The 23686-nt window shown below is 30.3% G+C and carries 14 protein-coding genes and 1 tRNA gene; 12 read left to right on the top strand and 3 right to left on the bottom strand.

Annotated features, from left to right (window positions below; translation table 11 throughout):
- Positions 1-75: 75 nt before the first annotated feature.
- The gene (locus DWX74_RS07190; RefSeq protein WP_118549371.1) at positions 76-2403 is read right to left on the bottom strand and encodes a cell wall-binding repeat-containing protein; all 2328 of its coding nucleotides are present in this window, start codon (positions 2401-2403) and stop codon (positions 76-78) included.
- A gap of 268 nt (positions 2404-2671) precedes the next feature.
- Here DWX74_RS07190 and DWX74_RS07185 point away from each other — a divergent pair, with 268 nt between their 5' ends.
- On the top strand, positions 2672-4051 hold the full coding sequence (locus DWX74_RS07185; RefSeq protein ID WP_118549370.1) for an ATP-binding protein: 1380 nt from the start codon (positions 2672-2674) through the stop codon (positions 4049-4051).
- Positions 4032-4799: a hypothetical protein gene (locus DWX74_RS07180; RefSeq protein ID WP_118549369.1), complete on the top strand. Its 768-nt coding sequence runs from the start codon at positions 4032-4034 to the stop codon at positions 4797-4799. The genes DWX74_RS07185 and DWX74_RS07180 overlap by 20 nt, the downstream gene beginning before the upstream one ends.
- A gap of 196 nt (positions 4800-4995) precedes the next feature.
- On the opposite strand, the gene DWX74_RS07175 is transcribed toward DWX74_RS07180, so the two are convergent.
- The gene (locus tag DWX74_RS07175; RefSeq protein WP_118549368.1) at positions 4996-7110 is read right to left on the bottom strand and encodes a cell wall-binding repeat-containing protein; all 2115 of its coding nucleotides are present in this window, start codon (positions 7108-7110) and stop codon (positions 4996-4998) included.
- Positions 7111-7502: 392 nt separating this feature from the next.
- On the opposite strand from DWX74_RS07175, the gene DWX74_RS07170 reads away from it, so the two are divergent.
- Positions 7503-9254 carry an RNA-binding domain-containing protein gene (locus DWX74_RS07170; RefSeq protein ID WP_118549367.1) on the top strand — a complete coding sequence of 584 codons (1752 nt, stop codon included), beginning with the start codon at positions 7503-7505 and terminating at the stop codon, positions 9252-9254.
- Between the two features lie 215 nt (positions 9255-9469).
- Here the strand turns inward: DWX74_RS07170 and DWX74_RS07165 are convergent, their stop codons facing one another.
- Entirely contained in the window at positions 9470-11812 is a 2343-nt protein-coding gene (locus DWX74_RS07165) for a cell wall-binding repeat-containing protein (RefSeq protein ID WP_118549366.1), read from the bottom strand.
- Positions 11813-12147: 335 nt separating this feature from the next.
- Between DWX74_RS07165 and DWX74_RS07160 the strand changes: the two genes are divergently transcribed.
- From DWX74_RS07160 to DWX74_RS07120, 9 genes are all read left to right on the top strand, one after another.
- The gene (locus DWX74_RS07160) at positions 12148-12606 is read left to right on the top strand and encodes an AAA family ATPase (RefSeq protein WP_118549365.1); all 459 of its coding nucleotides are present in this window, start codon (positions 12148-12150) and stop codon (positions 12604-12606) included.
- Positions 12599-12955, top strand: a complete 357-nt coding sequence (locus DWX74_RS07155; RefSeq protein ID WP_118549364.1) for a hypothetical protein — start codon at positions 12599-12601, stop codon at positions 12953-12955. Before DWX74_RS07160 ends, DWX74_RS07155 begins: the two co-directional genes overlap by 8 nt.
- A 255-nt stretch (positions 12956-13210) precedes the next feature.
- Complete coding sequence (locus DWX74_RS07150; RefSeq protein WP_118549363.1) at positions 13211-13720, top strand: AAA family ATPase; 510 nt, start codon at positions 13211-13213, stop codon at positions 13718-13720.
- Positions 13721-14010: 290 nt separating this feature from the next.
- Entirely contained in the window at positions 14011-14280 is a 270-nt protein-coding gene (locus DWX74_RS07145; protein WP_118549362.1) for a hypothetical protein, read from the top strand.
- Positions 14281-14303: 23 nt separating this feature from the next.
- Positions 14304-15767, top strand: coding sequence for a hypothetical protein (locus DWX74_RS07140; RefSeq protein WP_118549361.1), 1464 nt, complete (start codon positions 14304-14306; stop codon positions 15765-15767).
- A gap of 202 nt (positions 15768-15969) precedes the next feature.
- Positions 15970-16044: transfer RNA gene (locus tag DWX74_RS07135), tRNA-Gln, on the top strand.
- Between the two features lie 622 nt (positions 16045-16666).
- A complete protein-coding gene (locus DWX74_RS07130) occupies positions 16667-18796 on the top strand; it encodes a cell wall-binding repeat-containing protein (protein ID WP_158573246.1) in 2130 nt (709 codons plus the stop codon).
- A gap of 1294 nt (positions 18797-20090) precedes the next feature.
- Positions 20091-21404 (top strand): glycerophosphodiester phosphodiesterase family protein, encoded by a 1314-nt coding sequence (locus DWX74_RS07125; RefSeq protein WP_158573245.1) that lies wholly within the window; start codon positions 20091-20093, stop codon positions 21402-21404.
- A gap of 264 nt (positions 21405-21668) precedes the next feature.
- Entirely contained in the window at positions 21669-23681 is a 2013-nt protein-coding gene (locus DWX74_RS07120; protein ID WP_118549358.1) for an N-acetylmuramoyl-L-alanine amidase, read from the top strand.
- Positions 23682-23686: the final 5 nt, after the last annotated feature.

Genomic DNA, 23686 nt, shown 5'->3' with positions numbered 1-23686 from the left:
TTGGTAAAAAGAAAAGACGAGGGAATTTCCCTCGTCTTTACCCTTATATATTAACATTTGTTAGTTCAAAGTTAATTATCTAGATAAACTTAATCTATCAGCTATTGTTCTTACTACTGATTCTGCTACGTTTCCACCTATCTGGTATACGTATTTATCAGCATTTCTATTAGTTGCATCTTCTATAGCTTCTATCTGTGATTTAGTTAATTCATTTGTTCCTAGTACTATTGGAGTATGATATTTTGCTGCTATTGATGTTGCTGTTAATGCATCTATTAATTCGCCTTCTCTTGCTATACCATCTTTTGATACTAGTACATGATCTATTGAACCATTTTCATATAATTTAGAGATTACTTCTGCATTTGTTTCTTTTCTGTTTGCTCCGAATAATCTATCTATAGTTTTATCTTTTAATTCTGCTTTTAATGTTTCTTCTGTAGCTTTTGATACTACTTTTTCTCCACCTACTATTGTTACATCTTTACCAGCGTCTAATTTGTATCCTTTTAGGTAGTCTACTGTAGCTTCTGATATTCCATGTACTGACTCTACTATTATTGGTGTTTTGTTTTCTGCTGCATATGATGCTATTGACATTGCATCTGGTGCACCATTTGCTCCTACTAAGAATGCATTTGTTATATTAGTTGCATCAGTATCTTTAGCCATTATTTCTGCTACTTTTAATGATGTTGCTTCTCTATCTTTTCCACCAGCTCTTACTACTCTTAAGCCTGCTTCTTTTAAGTCGTTTTCTACAGCTTTAGATATTACCGCTTCTCCACCTACTAAGTATACTGTTACTTTGTCTAAGTTTCCTACTCTCTGGTGTGCTACTACTTCTTTTATGTAGTCTTTTGTTACTTTGTCTAATCCATCTCTATTTGTTAATAAGATTGGTGCTACATAGTTTTTATCTTTTGCTATAGTGTTATCCTGATTTATTACAGATGCTGCTAATGGTGCTGCTGCTAATCCATCTACTAATGAGTCTGAGTTTACTAATACTATGTTTCCGTTTTCTGCTACTGTTCTTATATCTGCATTTTCTTTTGCTACTTTTACTGCTGTTTCGTGTCTAGTTGCTCCTACTAATTTCTGTACTGGGAATTTTCTTGCTACTACACCATGTTCTGCAGATACAGTCTGTGCTTTTATTCCTTTTGCGAAGAATTCTATTTTTCCAAGATTATTTGATGTTATTTTTACTACATTTTTTGTTGTATTTTTATTAACAGTTTTTGTAAATGTTAATGTTATTGTATATAATCCATTTGCACTTTTATCTACAGTTGGAAGATAATCTACGTAGTATCTATCTTTTTCATCATATTCTTTCATTGCTTCTAATAACTCTTCACCTTTTTCAGTTAAGAATAATCCATTATATAATTCTGATAATACTATAGTCTGTTCATTATCTACATCTGTTATTGTTACTGTGTAAAGTTCTTTATTTGCTATATCTTTACCTTTTTCAATTTCAACTCCTGGAACTTCAGCGAATCCAGCTATGTTTTCAGTTATCCATGTACCATCTAAATTAGGTTCTAATTCTACTCCATGAACATTTACAGCTTTAGTGAAGTTAACTTCTACATCATCTGCTTTGTATGTTAATACTTTTCTTGATGCTTCTGTTTCTTCTCCAACTAATCTTGTTTTTACTGTTAATACTTTACCATCGAATTCCATATCTAATACTGCTGGATAAGTTGTAGGATCAGCTGCTTTGAAAGCATCATATGCTGCTTTTAATTCTCCTGTAGTGAATAGATTTTTTTCATAACCTTTTTCTATAGTTTTTCCATAGTATTTTCCATCTTTTTCTATATGACCATTATCCCAAACTCTTAATTTTGTGTTTGATTTTGCATGCTGTATAGCTGTTTCTAATTCTGCTATATTAGTATTATCAAACTTTTTAGTACGAGTTATAGTAAATGTTCCTGGTCTTCCTGAATTGTTAACAAAATTAACTGTTACTATTATGTTTCCTAATTTAACATCATGATCTTTACCATCAGCTATCCAAGCTAAATCAGATTTCTGGAATGTTACTTCTTCTCCTAAAGCTGCTAATTTAGCATTTATAGCTTTTACGAAAGTTTCGTACATATATCCAACTTCAGAAACTGTTTCTTTATCAGTTGTTTCAGTTACTCCATCTACTGTTACATAGTGTACTGAGTGTCCTGCTAACTCTTTGTTTTCTTTTACATTTTCAAATGTTCCTTTAGTTAATATTAATTCTCTTAAGCTTTTTATTAAAAGACCTCTGTTACTTCCATTGACTGTATAGTCTTTCTGTGTTGTTGTTTCTGCAGCTAATACTGGCGCTACACTACTTGCTAACATCGCTCCAGCCATTACTACTGATAATCTTTTCTTATTCATTCTTTTACCTCCGTTTTCCTTTTCCTTTTTTATTCGTTACATCTCTTTTTTTCTCTATTCTCTTGCTCTTCGCAATTATTTATTCTTCCACAGTTTTATTGTACGAAACGCGCGCACCCACCCCAAAACACAAACTGACAAAATAAAAATCACTTTATAACTTTTTACAACTAAATTCATACAAAAAGTATGAAAATATGTAAAAAAGTGTTATTATGGATATAAAGAATAAAAAAAATATATATTATGTTTAGAAAGAGGAATTTTTATGAAGGAATTTATGCGTATAGTAGGAATTACTATTGAAGGAATAAAGAATGTATGTCATGGATCTATAAAAATTAATACAACAAATAATACAAATGAAGAAGATTTATCGAAATCTGGATCTATCCTTGGAATATATGGTCAAAATGGTTCTGGAAAATCAACTATTTTAGAAGCTACAGATATTTTAAAAGCTGTCATAACAGGTAAAAATCTGCCAGATTATGTTGGAAGTATGATTAATACTACTTCTAAAAAGGCTCGTTTAGAATACAACTTTTACATAGAATTTGATGATTTCAAAGGGTTTGTAGATTATGAATTTAACATAGCTCTTGGTGATAATGATAAGTATGTTATAAACCATGAGAAATTATCACTTAAAAAATTTGAAGATAGTGAATGGAAGAGAAAAAGGATTTTATTTGAAGCAGAGAATGGAGAAATAACATATTCAAAAATAAAAAAAGCTATCTCAAAAGATACTAATATGTTTTCAAAATTATTATATGAGATAAATCCAGATGCATCTTTAATTTTTGGAAGTGGAACAAAGGATAGAGTAGCTGAAGAACTTGCAAAAAAAGGAGAGGATGACCTTCTTTGTGTAGTAAGAGTTCTTAAATATTTTTCAATTAAAAATTTAATTATTATAAAAAATGATGCTATGGGAAGTATATATCTTGATAAATTTGTTTCTCTTAATGTATATCTTCAAAATAGTGATAGGCTAAAAAGAGGAAGGCTTGCAATTAATTTATTTAAGCCAAATATTTTGCCTGTAAATATATTTGATGGTGTTAAAAGTGTTATTGAACAGATAAATATTGTTATAAAATCATTGGTTCCTTCTTTAGAGATTGGTATAGTAAATGAAAAAGAGCAGCTTATGAAAGATGGAAGTGACGGAATAAGTTTTGAGATAGTGAGTATAAGAGATGGTAAAAATATTCCTTTAGTATATGAATCAGAGGGGATAAAAAGAATAATTTCTATTACAAGTGCACTTGTTGCTGTATATAACAAAGAATCCGTATGTCTTCTAGTGGATGAATTTGATTCTGGTATTCATGAGTATTTACTGGGTGAGATTTTAAAAATATTTAATGACTCTGCAAAAGGTCAGTTTATTTTTACATCTCATAATTTAAGACCACTTGAAAAACTTCCATACAAGTCTATTATTTTTACAACTGTAAATCCTGATAATAGATATATTTATCTTTCTGGAGTTAATTCAAATAATAATATTAGAGATTTTTACTATTCAGCAATTCTTCTTGGCGGTCAGGAAGAGGAAGTATACAATGAAACTAGAGATTATAGGATAGAAAAAGCATTTAGAAAGGCAGGTAAACTTTATGTCAGCGAAGAAAACTAAAATAAAGCCTAAAAAGAAAGTCTTTCTATTAATTGTTGAAGGAAAAAGTGATGAAAAAGCACTAAAGCCTATAATTTCAGAATTGATGAATGATCAAGTACTTTTTAAAACTGTAGGTTGTGATCTTTCTTCTAATGATAGTAAAGGATATAAAAATAAAACCCTTGTTGAATTAATAAATATAGAATTGGCAAAATTTTTATTGGAAAATAGAGGAATTACAGAAAAAGATATAGAGAAAATAGTGGTTATATCTGATACAGATGGATGTTATATTCCAGATGAAGCTGTTTTTTCTTCTGGTGAAGAAGAGCTTCGATATGAAGATAATGGAATTTATACAAGCGATGTGGAAGGAATCAGAAAGAGAAATAAATATAAGTCTAAAAAGCTTGAGCCAGTTATAAAGGGTGAAATGTTGGGAGATATACCTTTAGAAATATATTATTTTTCTTGTAATTTAGACCATGTTCTTCATGGAGAGAGAAATATGGATAGTTCAAAAAAGGTTATTTCTGCAGAGGATTTTTCTGATTTGTATGATGGTGAAGAGGAAAAGTTTGTAGAGTTTGTTGATGAGTTTGGAATGGAAAAGAAATTTAATGATTCTTGGAAGTTTATAAAGAAGGATTTAAACTCTCTTATGAGATATTCTAATATGAATGTTTTCTTTATAAATAATTTTGGGTATTTTAATGATATAGCTAAGTTAGTTATTGAGAAGTGTATGAGGGATTCTGAAAGTTAATGATGTTATAAGTGTTGTTGTATTTATTGTTAGGAATAATTTTAAAGAACATATGTTTTTTTGATTTTATTGAGGCAAAAATAGACTTACAAAAGCAAGTCTATTTTTGTCTTTTTTGGTTTTGGTAAAAAGAAAAGACGAGGAAATTTCCCTCGCCTTTAATCTTATATATTAATGTTTGTTAGCTCAAAGTTAATTATCTAGCTAAGTTTAATCTATCAGCTATTGTTCTTACTACTGATTCAGATACGTTTCCACCTATCTGGTATACATATTTAGTTTTTTCTCTAGTAGCTTTTAATTCTAAAGCATTTAACTGTTCTTTTGTTATACTATCAGTTGCTAAAACTATTGGTGAATGATATTTTGCTGCTATTGATGTTGCTGTTAATGCATCTATTAATTCACCTTTTCTTGCTATACCATCTTTTGATACTAATATGTCTGTTAAAGAATGATTTTTATATAATGTAGATATAACTTTTGCATTTGTAGCTTTTCTGTTTGCTCCAGCTAATCTTTCTACTTTAACTTTTTCAGATTTTAATGTTTCTTCTGTAGCTGTTGATACTGCTTTTTCTCCACCTACTATTGTTACATCTTTACCAGCGTCTACTTTGTATCCTTTTAAGTAGTCTACTGCTGTTTTAGATATTCCATGTACTGATTCTACTATTATTGGTGTTCTACTGTCTGCTGCATATGATGCTATTGACATTGCATCTGCTTCTCCAGTAGCTCCTACTAAGAATGCTTTTTCTATATCTTCATTTGTATCTTTTTCTATTAATTCTGCTACTCTTAGTGATGTTGCTTCTCTATCTTTTCCGCCTGCTCTTACTACTCTTAAGCCTGCTTCTTCTAAATCATTTTCTACTGATTCTGATATTACTGCTTCTCCACCTACTAGGTATACTGTTACTTTGTCTAATGCTCCTACTCTCTGGTGTGCTACTACTTCTTTTATGTAGTCTTTTGTTACTTTGTCTAATCCATCTCTATTTGTTAATAAGATTGGTGCTACATAGTTTTTATCTTTTGCTATAGTGTTATCCTGATTTATTACAGATGCTGCTAATGGTGCTGCTGCTAATCCATCTACTAATGAGTCTGAGTTTACTAATACTATGTTTCCGTTTTCTGCTACTGTTTTTATATCTGCATTTTCTCTTGCTACTTTTACTGCTGTTTCGTGTCTATCAGTTCCCTCTAATTTCTGTACTGGGAATTTTCTGTATAAAGTTTTATGTCCAGGAGTTTTTTTAGAAGCTATTCCATCTTTAAAGAATTCTAATTTATCTTTGTCATTTGTTGTTATTACAAGAGTCTGTTTTATAGTTTCTTTGTTTATAGTTTTTTCGAATTTTATTGTTAATTCGTATAAACCTCTACCATTTTTTTCAATAGTTGATATTGTAGTTTTATATTTTTTATCTACATTAGCATCATATTCTTTTAATGCTTCTAATAATTTCTGTCCGTCTTCTTTTAAGAATAATCCATCATATAATTTAGATAATACTGTTTCGTATTTAGCATCTTCGTCTGTTAAAGTTATAGTTTCTATTAATTTTGTTGGTATATTTTTACCTTCTGTAACACTAACTTTTTTTTCTTCTTCAAAGTGATCGAATGTTGGCCATTCTCCATCTTTGTCTTTTACTAATACATTACCATTAACATCCATAGGTCTGTTAAATTTAACTTTATTAGAACCTGCTTTGTATTCTAATACTTTGTATTCACTTTCAGTTGGAGCAGTTCTGCATGTTACTTTAAGAATACCGTCTTCAAAAGACATTTTGTATATAACATCAGAATATTTCTGTGCATTTTTTCCACCTTTAAAATCATTATATACTTTTTCTAAATCTGGAGTAGTATAAGTTACAGCTTCTTGAACAGTTTCTAAAGCATGGTTGTAAACAACACCATCTTTAACAATATGTCCTCTATCATATACACTTAATTTTGAACCGGCTGGTATTTTTTTCTCATTCTGTAAATCTTTTTCTAAATCAGCTAAGTTTGCTAATGTATAATTGTCTACTTTGTTTCCTTTTGCATCTACTACCTTGATATAATAAACTGACTGTCCTGGGTTATCATGGTTTCCGTTTGCATCTTCTGACTGTTTTTTATTTTCTTCTATATTAGAGAATACAGTTCCAGATACTAGTTCTCTTAATCTTTTTATTAATAAACCTCTTTCTGATTCATTAACAACTGTTTCTGTTGCAGCTAATACTGGCGCTACACTACTTGCTAACATCGCTCCAGCCATTACTACTGATAATCTTTTCTTATTCATTCTTTTACCTCCGTTTTCCTTTTCCTTTTTTATTCGTTACATCTCTTTTTTTCTCTATTCTCTTGCTCTTCGCAATTATTTATTCTTCCACAGTTTTATTGTACGGAGCGCGACCACAACCCCAAAAACACAAACTCAAAACTTAAACTTAATCGATTTAATCATAATCGATTAAAATAGAGCAAATTAACACCTAAATAGAACCGATTACTCATAAAAGTTTATAAACACATATCTAAAATAAATCGATTTACAAAAATAACAAAAAACTTACTCAAATATACATTATTTATGCTATTATAATATTATATCCAAGTTAAAACAAATCGATTCCAATACTAAAATAAATCGATTTAATTTAATAATAAAATACATAAAGGAAAGTGATTGATATGAATATAGATGAAATTTTAGAAAATGGTGAAATAGAATGTAAAGAAGCTGCAGATAATTTACCAAGAGATTTATGGGAGACTTATTCGGCATTTGCAAATACTAGTGGTGGAACTATTTATCTGGGAATAAAAGAAAAAAAAGGTAAATTCTATATTTCAGGTGTAAATAATACAGATAAAGTTATTAAGGAATTTTGGGATAATTTAAATAATAATAACAAAGCTAGTATGAATATTCTTTCTGATAGAGATATAAGTATTGAAAAAATAGATGGAAAAGATGTAATAAAAATATTTATTCCTAGGGCAGATAGAAGACAAAAGCCAATATTTATAGGGGATAATCCATATAATATCAATAAACATGCAGGTACTTTTAGAAGAAATCATAGTGGAGATTATAAATGCAATAAGCAAGAAATTGATAGAATGATTGCTGATTCTAGTGATATTTCTCAGGATAGTACTATTTTAGAAGGCTTTGGAATAGAAGATTTGAATATTAAAAGTATAAGAAGTTATAAAAATAGATTGGAGAGCAAAAATCCAAACCATCCTTGGTTAGCTTTAGACACAAAGCAGTTTTTGTATAAGATTGGGGCTTACGGAAAAAATAGAACTACTGGAGAAGAGGGTATTACTTATGCAGGGCTTTTGATGTTTGGAGAAGATAGAGAAATAACAGATGAATTTCCAAAATATTTCTTAGATTACAGAGAAAAATCAACTGACTCTAATATAAGGTGGGAAAATAGAATAACTTCTAATAACGGTCTTTGGAGTGGTAATATCTATGATTTTTATTTTATGATTGTAAATGATTTGACTATGAATTTAAAAGTTCCGTTTAAGTTGGTAAATGGTATTCGTCAAGATACTACGCTTTTACACGAGGCTATTAGAGAAGCTCTTGCAAATACTTTAATTCATACAGATTATAGAGTTGAACGAGGTATAGTTGTAGAGAAGGGAGATGATTATTTTAAATTTTCAAATCCAGGTACATTGAGAGTTTCTTTGGAAGAAGCTATAAATGGTGGTATCAGCGATCCAAGAAATGAAAATATTTTTAAAATGTTTAATTTGATTGGAATTGGTGAGAGAGCTGGCTCTGGTATAGGAAAGATAGCTAAGATTTGGGATGATGAGAATTGGATAAAACCAGAATTAAAAGAAAGTTTTTCTCCAGATAGAGTAGAGCTTGTATTAAATATGAAGTCTGAAGATATAGAAGATATAAATGTAGATCATAAAAACATCGATATTGAAGATGATAGGTCTGAAAAGGAAATTTTTGTTGAAGAAATTTTAAGTGAGTTTTCAAAAGAAGAAATTGATGTAATATTAATTACTATGTTAGAAGATATAGTCAATAATTCATATTTGCAACAAGTATTGGATAAAAATTCAAAATATATTTCTAAGATATTGAAAAAGCTTGTAAGTAAAGGAGTTTTAAAAGTTTTAGGTAATGGAAGAGGTACAGAATATTATCTTTCAAATGATATTAAGAGTAGAATTGGCTTGGAAAATGTTAAAATAGATGATTTAAAGAACACTCGTTTAAATGAAGAGCAGTCTTTGGTAGTTGATTTTATAAGTAATAACGGATATATTACAACAAAATTAGCTATTGAAACGTTTGGAGTTAGCAAGTCGAAAGCAAGAAAAATATTTAATTCATTAGTTAATATGGGAAAAATAGAAATGATAGGCTCTGGATCAAAGACAAGATATATTTTAAAGTAATATGGTATAAGTATTATGGTTTAAACGTATTATATTTATAAAAGTAAATATAGATAACGAAATACAGAACGTATGTTTTTTGATTTTATTGAGGCAAAAATAGACTTACAAAAGCAAGTCTATTTTTGTCTTTTTTAGTTTTGGTAAAAAGAAAAGACGAGGAATAAATCCTCGCCCTTACTCTTATATATTAACGTTTGTTAGTTCAATGTTAATTATTTTGCTAAGTTTAATCTTTCAGCTATAGTTCTCATTACTGATTCTGCTACATTTCCACCTATCTGGTATACGTATTTATCAGCTCTTCTGTTAGTTTTATCTTCTATAGCTTCTATCTGTTCTTTAGATAAGTTGTTTGTTCCTAGTACTATTGGAGTGTGGTATTTTGCTGCTATTGATGTTGCTGTTAATGCATCTATTAATTCGCCTTCTCTTGCTATACCATCTTTTGATACTAGTATGTGATTTAATGATCCTGGAGTATATAATAAATCTATAACTTTTGCATTTGTTGCTTTTCTGTTTGCTCCAGCTAATCTATCTACATCTTTATCTTTTAATTCTGATTTTAATAATTCTTCTGTTTCTTTAGATACAACTTTTTCTCCACCTACTATTGTTACATCTTTAGCATTTTCTTTTTTGTATCCTTTTAAGAATTCTACTGTAGCTTCTGATATTCCGTGTACTGATTCTACTATTATTGGTGTATTATTGTCTGCTGCATATGATGCTATTGACATTGCATCTGCTTCACCATTTGCTCCTACTACGAATGCATTTTTTATATCTACTCTAGTATCTTTTTCTATTAAGTTAGCTACTTTTAATGATGTTTCTTCTCTATCTTTTCCACCTGCTCTTATTACTCTTAAGCCTGCTTCTTTTAAGTCGTTTTCTACTGCTTTAGATATTACAGCTTCTCCACCTACTAGGTATACTGTTACTTTGTCTAAGTTTCCTACTCTCTGGTGTGCTACTATTTCTTTTATGTAGTCTTTTGTTGCTTTATCTAATCCATCTCTGTTTGTTAATAAGATTGGTGCTACATAGTCTTTATTAGTTATAGTAGAAGTTGTTCCATTTGCAGAACCTCTTAAGTTTATTGCTGATGCTGCTAATGGTGCTGCTGCTAATCCATCTACTAATGAGTCTGAGTTTACTAATACTATGTTTCCGTTTTCTGCTACTGTTCTTATATCTGCATTTTCTTTTGCTACTTTTACTGCTGTTTCGTGTCTAGTTGCTCCTACTAATTTCTGTACTGGGAATTTTCTTATTGCTTTACTTCCGTGATGAGTATAATCATCTGCAGCTATTCCATCAGCAAAGAAATCTAATCTAGCTTTATTATTAGTTGTTATTACAACCTGATTTTTAACTGTTTCTTTATTTATAGTTTTTTCTAATTCTATAGTTAATGAATATAATCCATTTGCTTCTGTTTTAACATTACCTTCTCTAACTATACATTTTGGATATCCTTCTGCATCGTATGCTTTTAATGTATCTAATAATTCTTCACCTTTTTCTGTTAAGAATAATCCATCATATAAGTCTGATAATACTACATTATGTACATTATCTACATCTGTTATTGTTACTGTATGAAGATGTTTATCTGTTATATCAGTATCTTTAGGAATAGTAGTGGCTTTATCATCTTTCATTGCAAATTCTTTTACTTCTGCAGTTATCCATTTTTTACCATTTTCATCTGTAAAATCTGGTTTTGCAAGATTTCCATCCATAGCTATAGCTTTAGTGAAATCTACATAGTCACTTCCAACTGTGTATTCTTTTTTCTGTCTAGTATCTTCTGTCTGTCCTGATGCATATCTTGTGTACACTGTTAATACATTATCTTTTAATTCCATTTTATAAACTGCTGGATAAGTATTTTTATCAACTGCATTTACAAAGTTATTGTATTCTGTTGTTAAATCAGTTGCAGTAAATTTACCTGCAACTTTAGTTTCTTCTAATGTTTTTCCATAGAATTTGCCATCTTTTTCTATATGCCCATTATCCCAAACTTCTACTTTTGATCCAGTAGTTGCATTCTGTATAAGTGTTTCTAATTTATCAAAGTTTTTATTATCGTATTTTGATTTTATGCTAAATGTTCCAGGTTTTTTTGCATCACTAGTTACGAAAAATGTTACTTCTGAATTCCCAACTTTTACAGTATGTTCTTTACCAACATGACCATTTGTAGATGAAGCATTGAATACTGCAGTTTCACCTAAATATTTTAATTCTGCATTTATTGCTTCTTCAATTTTAGAATAATGACTTCCAACTTCTTCAACTGTTTTAGTTGTAGTTACAAATTTTGCATAATGTACTGAATGACCAGCTAAATCTCCGTTAACGTCAACATTTTCGAATGTTCCTTTAGTTAATATTAATTCTCTTAAATCTCTGATTAATAACCCTTTGTTACTTCCATTGACTTCGTAGTCTTTCTGTGTTGTTGTTTCTGCAGCTAATACTGGCGCTACACTACTTGCTAACATCGCTCCAGCCATTACTACTGATAATCTTTCCTTATTCATTCTTTTACCTCCGTTTTCCTTTTCCTTTTTTATTCGTTGCATCTCTTTTTTTCTCTATTCTCTTGCTCTTCGCAATTATTTATTCTTCCACAGTTTTATTGTACGGAGCGCGACCACCACCCACAAAACACTAAACATCCTACATCAAAACACATAAATAATAATAAAATTAATATATAATGTAATAAAAATTAATTTTTTTATCGTAAAAACTATGTCAAAAAAAGCAATACCAACAAGAACAAATGTTTTTTGTTATAGAAATAGTGCCTCTTATATTGTCCGTAATTTTTTTACGGATATATAATATACTATACTTAAACGGAGGTGGAATTATGCTAAAAAAATTTGAAGTAGAAAGATTTAAAAACTTTGAGAATAAATTTACACTAGACTTATCAAAAGCTCACAACTACGATTTCAATAAAGAGATGATAGAGAATAGTACTGTAAAGGTATGTTCAATATTTGGTAAAAATAGTTCTGGAAAGAGTAATCTTGGTTTAGCACTTTTAGATGCTATAAATCATTTAATAGACGATAGAGAAAAAACTTCAATAGATGCAAATCCATATCTAAACTTAAATAGAAATGATTTTGCTGAGTTCACGTATTATTTTTCATTTGTAACAGATGAGCTTGTTTATAATTATAGGAAAGCAGGAGAAGAAGAAATGCTTTATGAAAGAATTGATATAAATGGAAAAACTGTTCTTGAATACGACTATTTACTAGCTAAAGGTCACTGTGATTTAAAAGGAAGTGAAAGTTTAAAAATAGATTTTTATGAATAGTAATAATTTTGATGAACTTGATATTGAAGAAATCGTACTTCATATGGAAACAAATATTTATACTTTATATAAGAAAATGAAAGAATATGATTTCTTTGAAGATTTGGATATTATAAATATAATTGAAGAAGTATTTAAGTCGAAAGGTAAGTTATTTGAAGGATATAAAAAAGATACTTTTGGAGAGATTTATCTATTTTTTGATTACGATAGACACGCAAATGATGTAGATAATCACGATGATATCATAGATGAGATGTTAGATATTTTTGATAATGAAACAGAGAACGGGAAGTTATTCATTAGTTATCCTATGATTGAAGCAGTTAAAGATTTTTCTGAATTATAAGGATATATGTTTGTAATAAATTATAAAGACAAAAGAAAACGGAGACTATAAAATCTCCGTTTCTTTTTAGTTTATATTAACTTTTAGTTATTCAAAATTAATCCTAATATGGATTAGTTGCAGATGCTGCATCTGGTAATCCAAGTAAATCAGCAAGTTTCTCCATTACTGAAGGATTAACTCCTCCACCTATCTGATATAAAGCTTTTGCACCATTAGCTTTTAAGTTTATTTCATTTATCTGTAGCTAATACGATAGGAGCTTTTTTATCTGCAGCTATTTTTGGAGCTAATGCAAGTGGAAAGTCAAATGTGCAAGAAGTTTTTAAATATATGAATGATTATGTGATAAATTCATTTCTATATGGAGGAGATATAAGCTACAACGATAGAGAGTTCAATGCACCGATACCATTTTTATTTGATGAGGTGAGTAGAAATCGGGAATCTATGTTTGAAGTTTTCTTTATACAGAAGGAATCTAATAAAGTTGTTACATATCAGTATGGATTTTGTATAGATTCAAAAGGGATTTCAGAGGAATGGTTGAGCAAAAGTTACAAGACTAGTACTGAATTTAAGACTATATTCTACAGAAATAGAGAGGAAAATGAGCTGGATTTAAGTGGAATATCTGAAAAAGATAGAAATAATATCGAAACAGCACTTGAGCCAGAAACATTAATTCTACTTTTGACGATTCTATACATGCTCAGATTGTATTTACAAGTCATGATTTGTGGGAGCTTTCAAATAATTTGCTGAGAAGAGATGAAATTTGGTTTACAGAAAAGGATTCTAGTGGAAATTCTACGTTGTATTCGTTAGCCGATTTTAAGACTTCTAGTGGAAAGAAAATAAGAAATGATGAGAATTTAAAAGACATCAATACCCCCACAGACTTAAGTGTCCAGTTTGATTCCTAGGAATCCCTGAGTGGGGGTTCTTTTATGCAGTAAAATAATAAATAAAAAAACTTTATAACTGTTTTTATATTCATCTTTTTCTTATATAATATAATTATGTGAAAGTTTTTAGAGAAAGGAAAGTAAACGATGAGAAATTTTAAAAGAATAGTTGCATTAGCGAGCGTGTTCACTTTAGCTACTGCTACAAATATATTTGCAGCTACAGGAGCAAAGACAACTCCAGAGGTAAGTTTTGGTGAAGTTGCTTTAGGGATTGGTGTAGGTCTATTTGTCGCATACGGTATGAAAGCGTTTAGAAATAGAAACAAGCCTAAAGGACCAGCGATGTATGATAATGGAGCTAAGGTACCACCTATGCAGACTAAGAAAAAGAAGAAAAAGAAGAAGAAAAAATAAATGTTTTAGCAAGGGTGATTAGTTTGAATGGTAAGAATGACGATATAGATGTAAAGAAAAATATTGAGCAAGAGATTCAATTAGAGAAAATTGCTAAGATTGTAGAGGACAATATACATTTTGTGGATGAGGATATGCCAGTGTACGATGGGTATGATGTTCCAGAAATTGAGGAAGATGTACATATCAAAGAAGGTGTATATATTAATGAAGGAAATAGAAAAGATATAAGTCCTAAACAGAAGAAAGAAAGTAAGAATGAAAAGAAAGTAGAATCAGATGAGGAAGTTAGTTCTACTGAGCAGACTGTTATTAATAGGGTAGAAAAGGATCCATATTATCTCAAAGAGGTTATCGGTGGAGAGGTGTTAAAGAGAAGATACACGACTGTCGAGCTTATTATGGGAATTGCTGTGATTAGTATTATTTGCTCATCTGGAATTGGTGTTTTGGGTGAGTTGCCTGATTTTTTAGCATTTTCTAAGTGGAATGGGATAAGTTTTGGCGATTTAGGACTTCCATTGTTGTTGGCATCTGTTTGTTTTATGATTCCAACAGAGGTTGAGCTAGATGTTAAGAAAAAGAAGAGCTTTAAGGAGATTTGTATCAAGAAGGTCAAGGTAGGTATTATATTATTTGTAATCGGGATATTGATAAATTTAATTGGAGCTTGGAATTTTAATAGTTTTAGGATTATGGGAATTTTACAGATGATAGCTGTTGTGTATATGGTTGGATCTCTTTTATATGTTTTGTTTAGGAGATTTAATTTTAAGATTTTAGTTATCGCTGTATTTTTAACTGCGATAGGGTTGGCAGGTCTTACAGGTTATTATTTTGCAAGTGTTAATTTTGGAGATACTGCAAAGAATTGTCTTGCGTATTTTGTGGATTCTAAGGTTATGCCAGGTCATATTGGAGATTTTGAGAGATACGGAATTATGTCAACTGTTTCTGCTTTGTGTGGAGGTTGTCTGGCTATGGCAGCTGGAAGTTTTCTGTGCAATAGGAGAGTAGAGAATAGAGATAAGAGCAATAAGATTCTGATTATGGGGATGTTTTTTGTGATTATCGCTCTTTTAATGGAGAGAAATTGCCCATATAATGCGAGCGTGATGTCGCCTTCTTTTGTGATGGTTGTTTTAGGCGGATATTGTGTTGTTTTTGCAGCGTTGTTTGGAGTTTTTGATTTGAATAGGAGCAAGATTTCTCATATAGTTTCGCGTCCGTTTGTGGTTATGGGAGCTAGCCCAGTGTTTGTTGTTGGGATTAATGAGTTTTTAAAAAATACGCTGTTTAAAGTAAATGTGTGTTCTGTAGCAAGAGGATGTGGACTAAGGCTAGATGAGTGGCTTGTTGTAGATGTATTATCTGCGGTATTTGGAAGTGGAAGCAGAATGATAGGATTTTTGGTTATTTATATACTATTAATATTTGTGCTTATGCTTTATCTTTATTCAAAAAAAATATATATAAGATTTAAATAATAGTTTATTGTAACTGTAGTTTAAAAAGAAAGAACTAGTAATAATATTTTATGAGTAGGATATTATACTAGTTCTTTTATTGTTTTTTTCAAGTTTTTTTATTTTTTTTGAAAAAAGTTTTAAAAAAGTATTGCATAAGTTTTGAATCTGTAGTATTATATATCTTGTCGAAGGGAGAGAGCTTCCTAAGAGAAAAGAATATTGGGGATTCGCCAAGCGGTAAGGCACATGACTCTGACTCCTGTATGCATAGGTTCGAATCCTATATCCCCAGCCAGTTTAAGATACTCTATCCTAGGATAGAGTATTTTTTAGTTAGTAAATAAAACCATAATACCAGTATTAAAACACTTATCGAAAAGATGTCTCACAGATTGTGGGGCATCTTTTTTTGCGTTTGAGCAGGTATAACTATGTATTTGCTCTCTAGGAGATAGAGTTGCTAGAAAATAATGATTAAAATATTTAATGGTAAAATCATAAATGATAATTAAAAATGGTTTTAAGGTCTAAAGAAGTTCGTGTGAAGTTTTAAATGAAAATCAGATAAAAATAATTTATTATTATGGATATATAAATATAAATAATGATTACTTATCAGTATTACCATAGTTGATAGAGGTTTTTAGCTGAGTTTCAATTATGAATAGTATGTGAAGATATATGAGAATAAGTTATCAAGAAAACTATAGTATTTTAGAGATAAAAGTAAAAAATATATTATTTTAATAACTGTTAATAAAGATTCGTTTTAATAATAGAAGTAAACCCACTTGTTATTATTTCTCAGTTGATATAAACTTGAGGTGTGGAAGAAAACAGCACATATTTTTATGGTGCCGAGAATAGAAATAAGAAGAGATGTAACAAATTATAAAACGAAAATGGAGGTAATGATAATGAATAAGAAAAAATTATCAGTAGTAATGGCAGGAGCGATGCTAGCTACAACTGTTGCACCAATAATGGCTGCTACAACAGATACGGAAGTACAGGCAAGCAACCTAGGATTACTAATAGGAAAAGTTAGAGAAACTTTATTATCAGAAAAAAATATAAAATTCTCAAATGATAAAAGAAATGGAGCATATGCAGGTCAGTATGTTTACTATGTTAAAGTAGATGGAAAAGAAGTTCCAGCTATAACAACAGCTCTTAATAGCGGTGAAGGGCTTCAGTCTGCTCTACAGACTGCTATAGGTAGTTTAACTGCTGGTCAGACAGTTTCTGTATGGTCAAGAGGATTTGTACAGGAAGGTAATAATGTTTATGCAAATACGTTAAAAACAGAATATACAGAGTCAGATATGAGTAATGCTACTGCAGAAGCAATAACTACTGCACTAGCAAGTAACAGTAATATATTAGGAAATGCAGTAAGTAGAGCAGAAGCGCCAGAAGAGCATACTAGCACAGGTGTATCTGATCCAGCACCAACAATAAACCCTAATATAACAGTTGATCCTGGTAAATCAATAACTATAAACTTAAATGCAAATGCAGGAACTAAAGGACCTATAGTTATAAAACCAGGTGATAAATTATTAGACTTTACAAAATATATAAATACTAAAGGTCAGGTAACACCTATAGCAACAGGTGCACCAGCATCAGCAGCAGATTTCTGTGGATTCCCAGTTATGGCACAAGAAAGTTTAAATACTTATCAGGATATACCAGATCAGGTTGTTGATAGCTATAAAGTAGTAGGAAGTTCAGCAAATTCATTCAAAACATCTGATTTATTCAATGGTGTTATGTTAACTACAGAAGGACATGATTTATTAACTAAGTTAAAAGAATCAAATCCAACTGCAAATACTATACCAAATACTAATGTTAAGTTTGCTACATTATCAGGAGCAACTATAGGTGATGCAAATTATCCTCTTAGCAAATCAGCTGATGGAAACTATGGATTTACTATAGCTGTTACAGATAAAACTAATAGTAAAAAATTAACAAACTATACAATAAAAGGTGAAAACAAAAATGATGCTCAGACTTTATTAAGTTGGTTATACAATGAAAATGCAAGAGTAGATATACTTGCAGGTGAAAATAGATATGAAACAGCTGTAGAAGTAGCTAAAGAATATGCAGATCAGAATAAAGCTTTTAGTGGCGGAACTGGTAAAATAGTTATGGTTAACGGAAATTCATTAGTAGATGGATTATCTGCATCACCATTAGCAGCTCAGGCAAATGCACCAATGCTTTTAGTTGAAAAAGATAGAATACCAAAAGCTACTGCAGATTACATAAAAACTTTAGCTGGAAATGCGGAGGTAGGAAACTTAAGTGGTATAGAAATAGATATAGTTGGTGGTACTAGTGTTGTATCAAGAAATGTAGAAAAAGAACTTAAATCATATGGATTTACAGTTAAGAGATACGGCGGTAAAGATAGAGAAGATACTTCTATGAAAGTTGCCAATGTTATAAATGGTGCTACAAATGCATATGTTGTAGGAGCAAATGGTGAAGCAGATGCTATGTCTATAGCTTCAGTTGCATCAAATAAAAACCTTAATGCTGGTAATCAGGCTCCAATAATAGTATCTAAAAATAGTGGTTTATCAGATGATACTTTAGAATACTTAAGCAATAAAGCAGTTACTGTTGTAGGTGGAGAATCTGTTGTTTCTAAAGCTGATTTTGATAGTATAAAAGAAGCTGTTAATAAAACTAACCCAGTTACAAGAATAGCTGGTGAAAATAGACAGGAAACTAATGCAAAAGTTATAAGCACATTCTACGCTAAAAATGGATTTGGTGACAATACTGATGTTTTAGTAGCAAAAGACGGACAGAGAAATAAAATGGAATTAGTTGATGCATTAACAGTATCTAACTTAGCAGCTCTTAATAATGCTCCAATAGTACTTGCTACAAATAAATTAGATAAAGCTCAGCTAAATGCTTTAGAATTATACGGTAAAAATGCAAATGCTCTTTACCAGGTAGGTCATGGTGTTAGTCTTGATGTTGTTAAGACATTAGCTAACTTACTTGGACTTGAAAAATAATTATTGAAGCAAAATAGTATATTAAATTGATTTCAAAATTATAAAGTATTTAAGAATTAAGATTATAAGGATAAGTTAATTATAGTCAAAACATAAACACTTCACAATAAACAAAGTATAACTAATTACTTCACAATAGATAAAGTAAACGATGTAAAAAATTATAACTAATTAGAACGATCAAGTTAGAATTATTAGGTAAAAATAAATTAAATAAACATAAAATATATTCATACTCAATCACAGTTAGTTTTTGAGTTGGTTTTAGAATAAATTTAGAAAGTTAGTATTGAGTTAAAGATGTTATTCACTGCCACACAGTGGGGACTGTGTGGCAGATAAATATACTGGGTTTGGATTTAAAAATAGATTTGGAAATGTAATGTCGGGGATGCGCTCCCGGCATTACTACTGATAATTTTTCTTATTTATTTTTTTCTCCGTTTTTCCTCAGTTTCGTTAAAAGCTACCGTTTTCCTTTTTGGGTAGCAAATCGTTTTTCTTTTTTTCTCTAAACACATCTTTTTTCTTATTTGACAATCTTGATAGATTGTTGGATAACTTTCACAAACATTCTTTTGTTTGGCAGGTGATTCATCATTCCACAGTGGATCACCTGTCTTTTTTTAGGATGGGTTAGGTTGAATTGGAAAATTATTATTTTTTTGTTTGAATTTTGTGTTTTTGGGTATTATATTAATATAATATATATGTATTATACAATAGAACTTTTTTGATATGAAATTATTTTGAAAAATGTATAATTTTGTTGCAAATAGAACATTTTGTTGTATAATATATGTATAAGGAATTATTTATAGGATTATTCATATTTTCCTGTCTGTTCCCTCAAACAGATTGTGAAGATGAATATACATTATTTTTAGATATCTCTTGTAGATAGTGGGTAAATAGGCTGTTACAATTTTATTTGTAGCAGCCTATTTTGCGTTGAACATATCATTCGCCTCCAAGCTTCAGCGACTCGCACTTTTATGTAACACATTTATGAGTTGCAAGTCGCTTGCAGATTGTCGTGCGAATTGATATTGTTCAAAACAAAAATTTCGGCTGCTGCATATAAAATCATAACAGATCTGAGGAGCAAGTTAGTAAATAGTTTTGTTGAGAGTAAATATGTAAATCTCGGAGCGGAAGTGTTTATTTTTTTGTACTTTTTTGTTTTTAAAAGTAGAGAAAATGTTGAGTTATAAAGTATAATATAGATATTATTGAGTAAATTTTTATATAGAGTTTTGATTGAAGTTGATAGATATTAATGGAGGAAGTTTTTATGATAAAGAGTTTTTTTAGAAAGTTTAGGTCTGCAAGGATAGCAAGTAAGGTTGCTGGAGTTATTTTGGCGGTAGTTGTTGTGTTTGCTGGTTATTTAGGTGTTATGCAGGCTAAAGAGAGCAAGAGGATAGCTGAGTATAAGGATACAGAGATTAATCAGGTTATTTATGTTAATAATAAGAAGTTTAAGCCAACAAAGCCGTATAAGATTAGAAATAATATAGTTTTTTTACCACTAGATGATATTATGAAGGCGTTAGACGCTAAGTACAGTTATGAGGAGAAAAATTTTGGAAAGATAGAGCTTAAGTATCAAGATACTGTTTATGATTTAAAGAAAGGATCTAATGTTGTTTATAATAGAAACGCAAAGGAAGAGGTAAAGATGGATGGTAGGATAGAACTTATGGAAGGTAAGCTTTATGCTCCACTTGAGTTTCTTCAAGATTGTATGTATGTAAATATTCTTGAGCTTTCTGGTAATAGGGTGTTTATAGATAGTTTTAAGGAGAGATTTACATACGATTGGATGAAGGATAATAAGTATATTGCACACGCTATGGGTGGAATCAATAAGAGAGTTTATACAAATAGTTTAGAAGCGTTTGAGTTTAATTATAAGTTAGGGTATAGAATTTTTGAGTTTGATTTGGCTTTGACTAGTGATAATCAACCTGTGCTTCTTCATTCTTGGGGGGAGCAAGGGCTTAAGGATTTAGGTTTATCTCCAACTTGGGCTGTAAATAAGCCTACTCTTAAAGAGTTTTTAGCTACTAAGATAAATGGTATGTATACGGCACTATCTTTTAGAGATGTTTGTAAGCTTGCCGAAAAATATAAGGATGTTCAGTTTGTTGTAGATGTTAAAGGGCAGCCTCGTGAGTGTAAGAATGTTTATGAAAGGTGTGTAAAGATTGCTAAAGAGGAAAATGTAAAGGTACTTGATAGGATGATTCCTCAGATTTACGATGAACAGATGTTAAATGATGTAATGGATACATATGAATTTAAATCTATGATTTATACTCTTTATAAGCAAGAGAGTTTGAGGGCTAAAGAGGTTATAGATTTTTCTTATGAAAATGGTATAAAGGTGGTAGTTATAGATAAACTAAAGTTAGATTCTAAGTTTATTAGAGAACTTAAACAGAGAGGTATTTATGTTTATGTAAATACATATAATAATACGGATAAAGTTAAGGAGCTAGAGGAGCTAGGTGCTAAGGGAATTTATTCTGATTTTATAAATCCTAAGACTGGCGAGAATAGATACGAGGTTAAAGAAAATAATAAAGAGGAAATAAATAATTAGTAAAATAGATAGTAAAAACGACGGCACTTATGTTAATTGAAAAAAAATGTCACTAAAATGTTTTAATTTGGCAAAAAGCTTGGGATAAAAGGTTACAAATTGTAACTTTTTGTGCTATAATGATTTACATAATGTTATGAGATTTACATAATATTTGTTAAAAAGGTTAAAATCGCCTTTTGAAAGTCGGTTTAGAGAATGATTTTGTAGTGAGGAAGCTACGGTTTAGGTTATATTAAATTTATGAAAATTAAGGAGGAGTTTATGAAGAGAAGATTTAAAGCGACAACAGCTGTTGTTATGGCAGCGACAATGATGGCACCAACTATGGCATTTGCACAGAGTAGTGCACAGGAAAAAGCAATAAGTGTTGATATAGAAAGTAAGAGTGTAGTTTTTGGGACAGAGTCTGGTATTTCAGTTAAGTTTAAGGAAAAATTAGATGCTGAAAAGATAGTTGCAGATTTTAAATGTTACGATATGACTATAAGTTCTGAATTAAAATACAATAAAGATAAAGATGTTTACGAAGGTACTGTTAAGTTTGATCAGGAACCAGAATACTTAAATGTTTGGGAATTAGATAAGATAGAAGTTAAGTCAGCAAATCCATATACTTTAAATAGAAGTGATTTAGAAAGTATGGGACTTGATTTAGATTCTTGTGATATTACTCAGGAAATATTAATAGATGATGAAGCGGTTCAAAAAGCAGTTGCTGAAGGTGAATCAGCTTCTAATATGGTTCAGAGAAGTTTAGCTAGAGCTGCAGCTCCAGTTGATAAGCTTGTAGGAGATAATAGATATAAGACAGCTATAAAAGTTTCTCAGGCAGGTTGGAGTAAAGCTGATACAGTTGTTGTAGTTAATAGATATGCTACTACAGAAGGAGTTATAGCTACACCTCTTGCAACTACTTACAAAGCACCAATCCTTTTAACTAATAATAATAGTACACCAGACTATGTTATAAATGAATTAAAGAGATTAAATGTTAAGAATATAATAGTTGTAGGTAATGAAAGCCAGGTTGGTTCTGGAGCAATAAATGCTTTAAAGAAGAGTGGAGCTTCAATTTCTCGTATAGGTGGAAATAATATTACAGAAATTTCTTTAAATATAGCTAAGGCTATAGATAAAAATCACGATGTAAATAAGGTATATGTTGCAAATGGAACAAATGGTCAGATAGACGCACTTACTATAGCAGCAAAAGCAGGTGAAGATAAACAGCCAATAATACTTACAGATAAAAATTCTATAAATTCTTCTGTATATAGTTGGTTAAAATCAGAAAGTTTATCTGATGCATATGTTATAGGTGGAGAAAATGTTGTTTCTAAGTATGTTTTAAATAAGATTGATGGTGTAGTAAGCGCAGATGTTTCAAAAAATAGAGTATATGGATCTGATAGACATGAAACAAATGCAGCTGTTATCCAGAAATTCTACCATGATAAGAATTTAAGCGCTTTATTTGTTGCTAAGTCTGATCAGCTTGTAGATGCGATGACTAGTGGACCTTTAGCAGCAACTAAAAAGTCTCCTATTCTTATAAATCCTACTAATTATGTTTCTGCTAGACACACAGAAGTTTTAAATACTTATAAAGCAGATAAAGTTTATCAGGTAGGTGGAGGTATAACTTCTAAGGTTATAACTTCAATATCAAACAGTGTTTCTAAACACAATTCAAATACTAATACTAATGCTTCTGGCAATAATACTGTTGTTCTTGATGCAGGACACGGGGGTTCAGATTCAGGAGCTGTTTCTGGTGGAAGAAAAGAAAAAGATTACGCTTTAAGAACTACTCTTGCAGCAAGTTCTGCTTTAAGAGCTAAAGGATATAATGTAGTTCTCACTAGAAGTGACGATACTTATTTATCATTAGGTACAAGAACTACTATTTCTAATGAAGTAGGACCAAAATTATTTACAAGTATTCACTATAATTCATATAATGGTAGTGCAAATGGTACAGAAGTGTATTATAATGTAAGGGACAAGAATGGTGGGTTAACAAAAACTGCCGCATCAAATGTGTTAAAGAGAATTGTAAATACATTTGGTTTTACAAATAGAGGAATAAAAGCAAAAGCTAATAGCAGTGGAACTGATTACTACTATGTTTTAAGACACAATAATTATCCATCTATGCTTATAGAATGTGCATTTATAGATAGTACAAAGGATATGAATAAGCTTAATTCAGATTCTAAGGTGAATACTCTAGGAAATCAGATAGCAGCTGGTATAGCTGAATCTATAAAATAATAGGA

This window comes from Peptoclostridium sp. AF21-18, assembly GCF_003478825.1.
GTDB lineage: Bacteria > Bacillota > Clostridia > Peptostreptococcales > Peptostreptococcaceae > Peptacetobacter.
The sequence above is the reverse complement of the archived record's forward strand: the minus strand, read 5'-3'. Positions and strand labels throughout refer to the sequence as shown.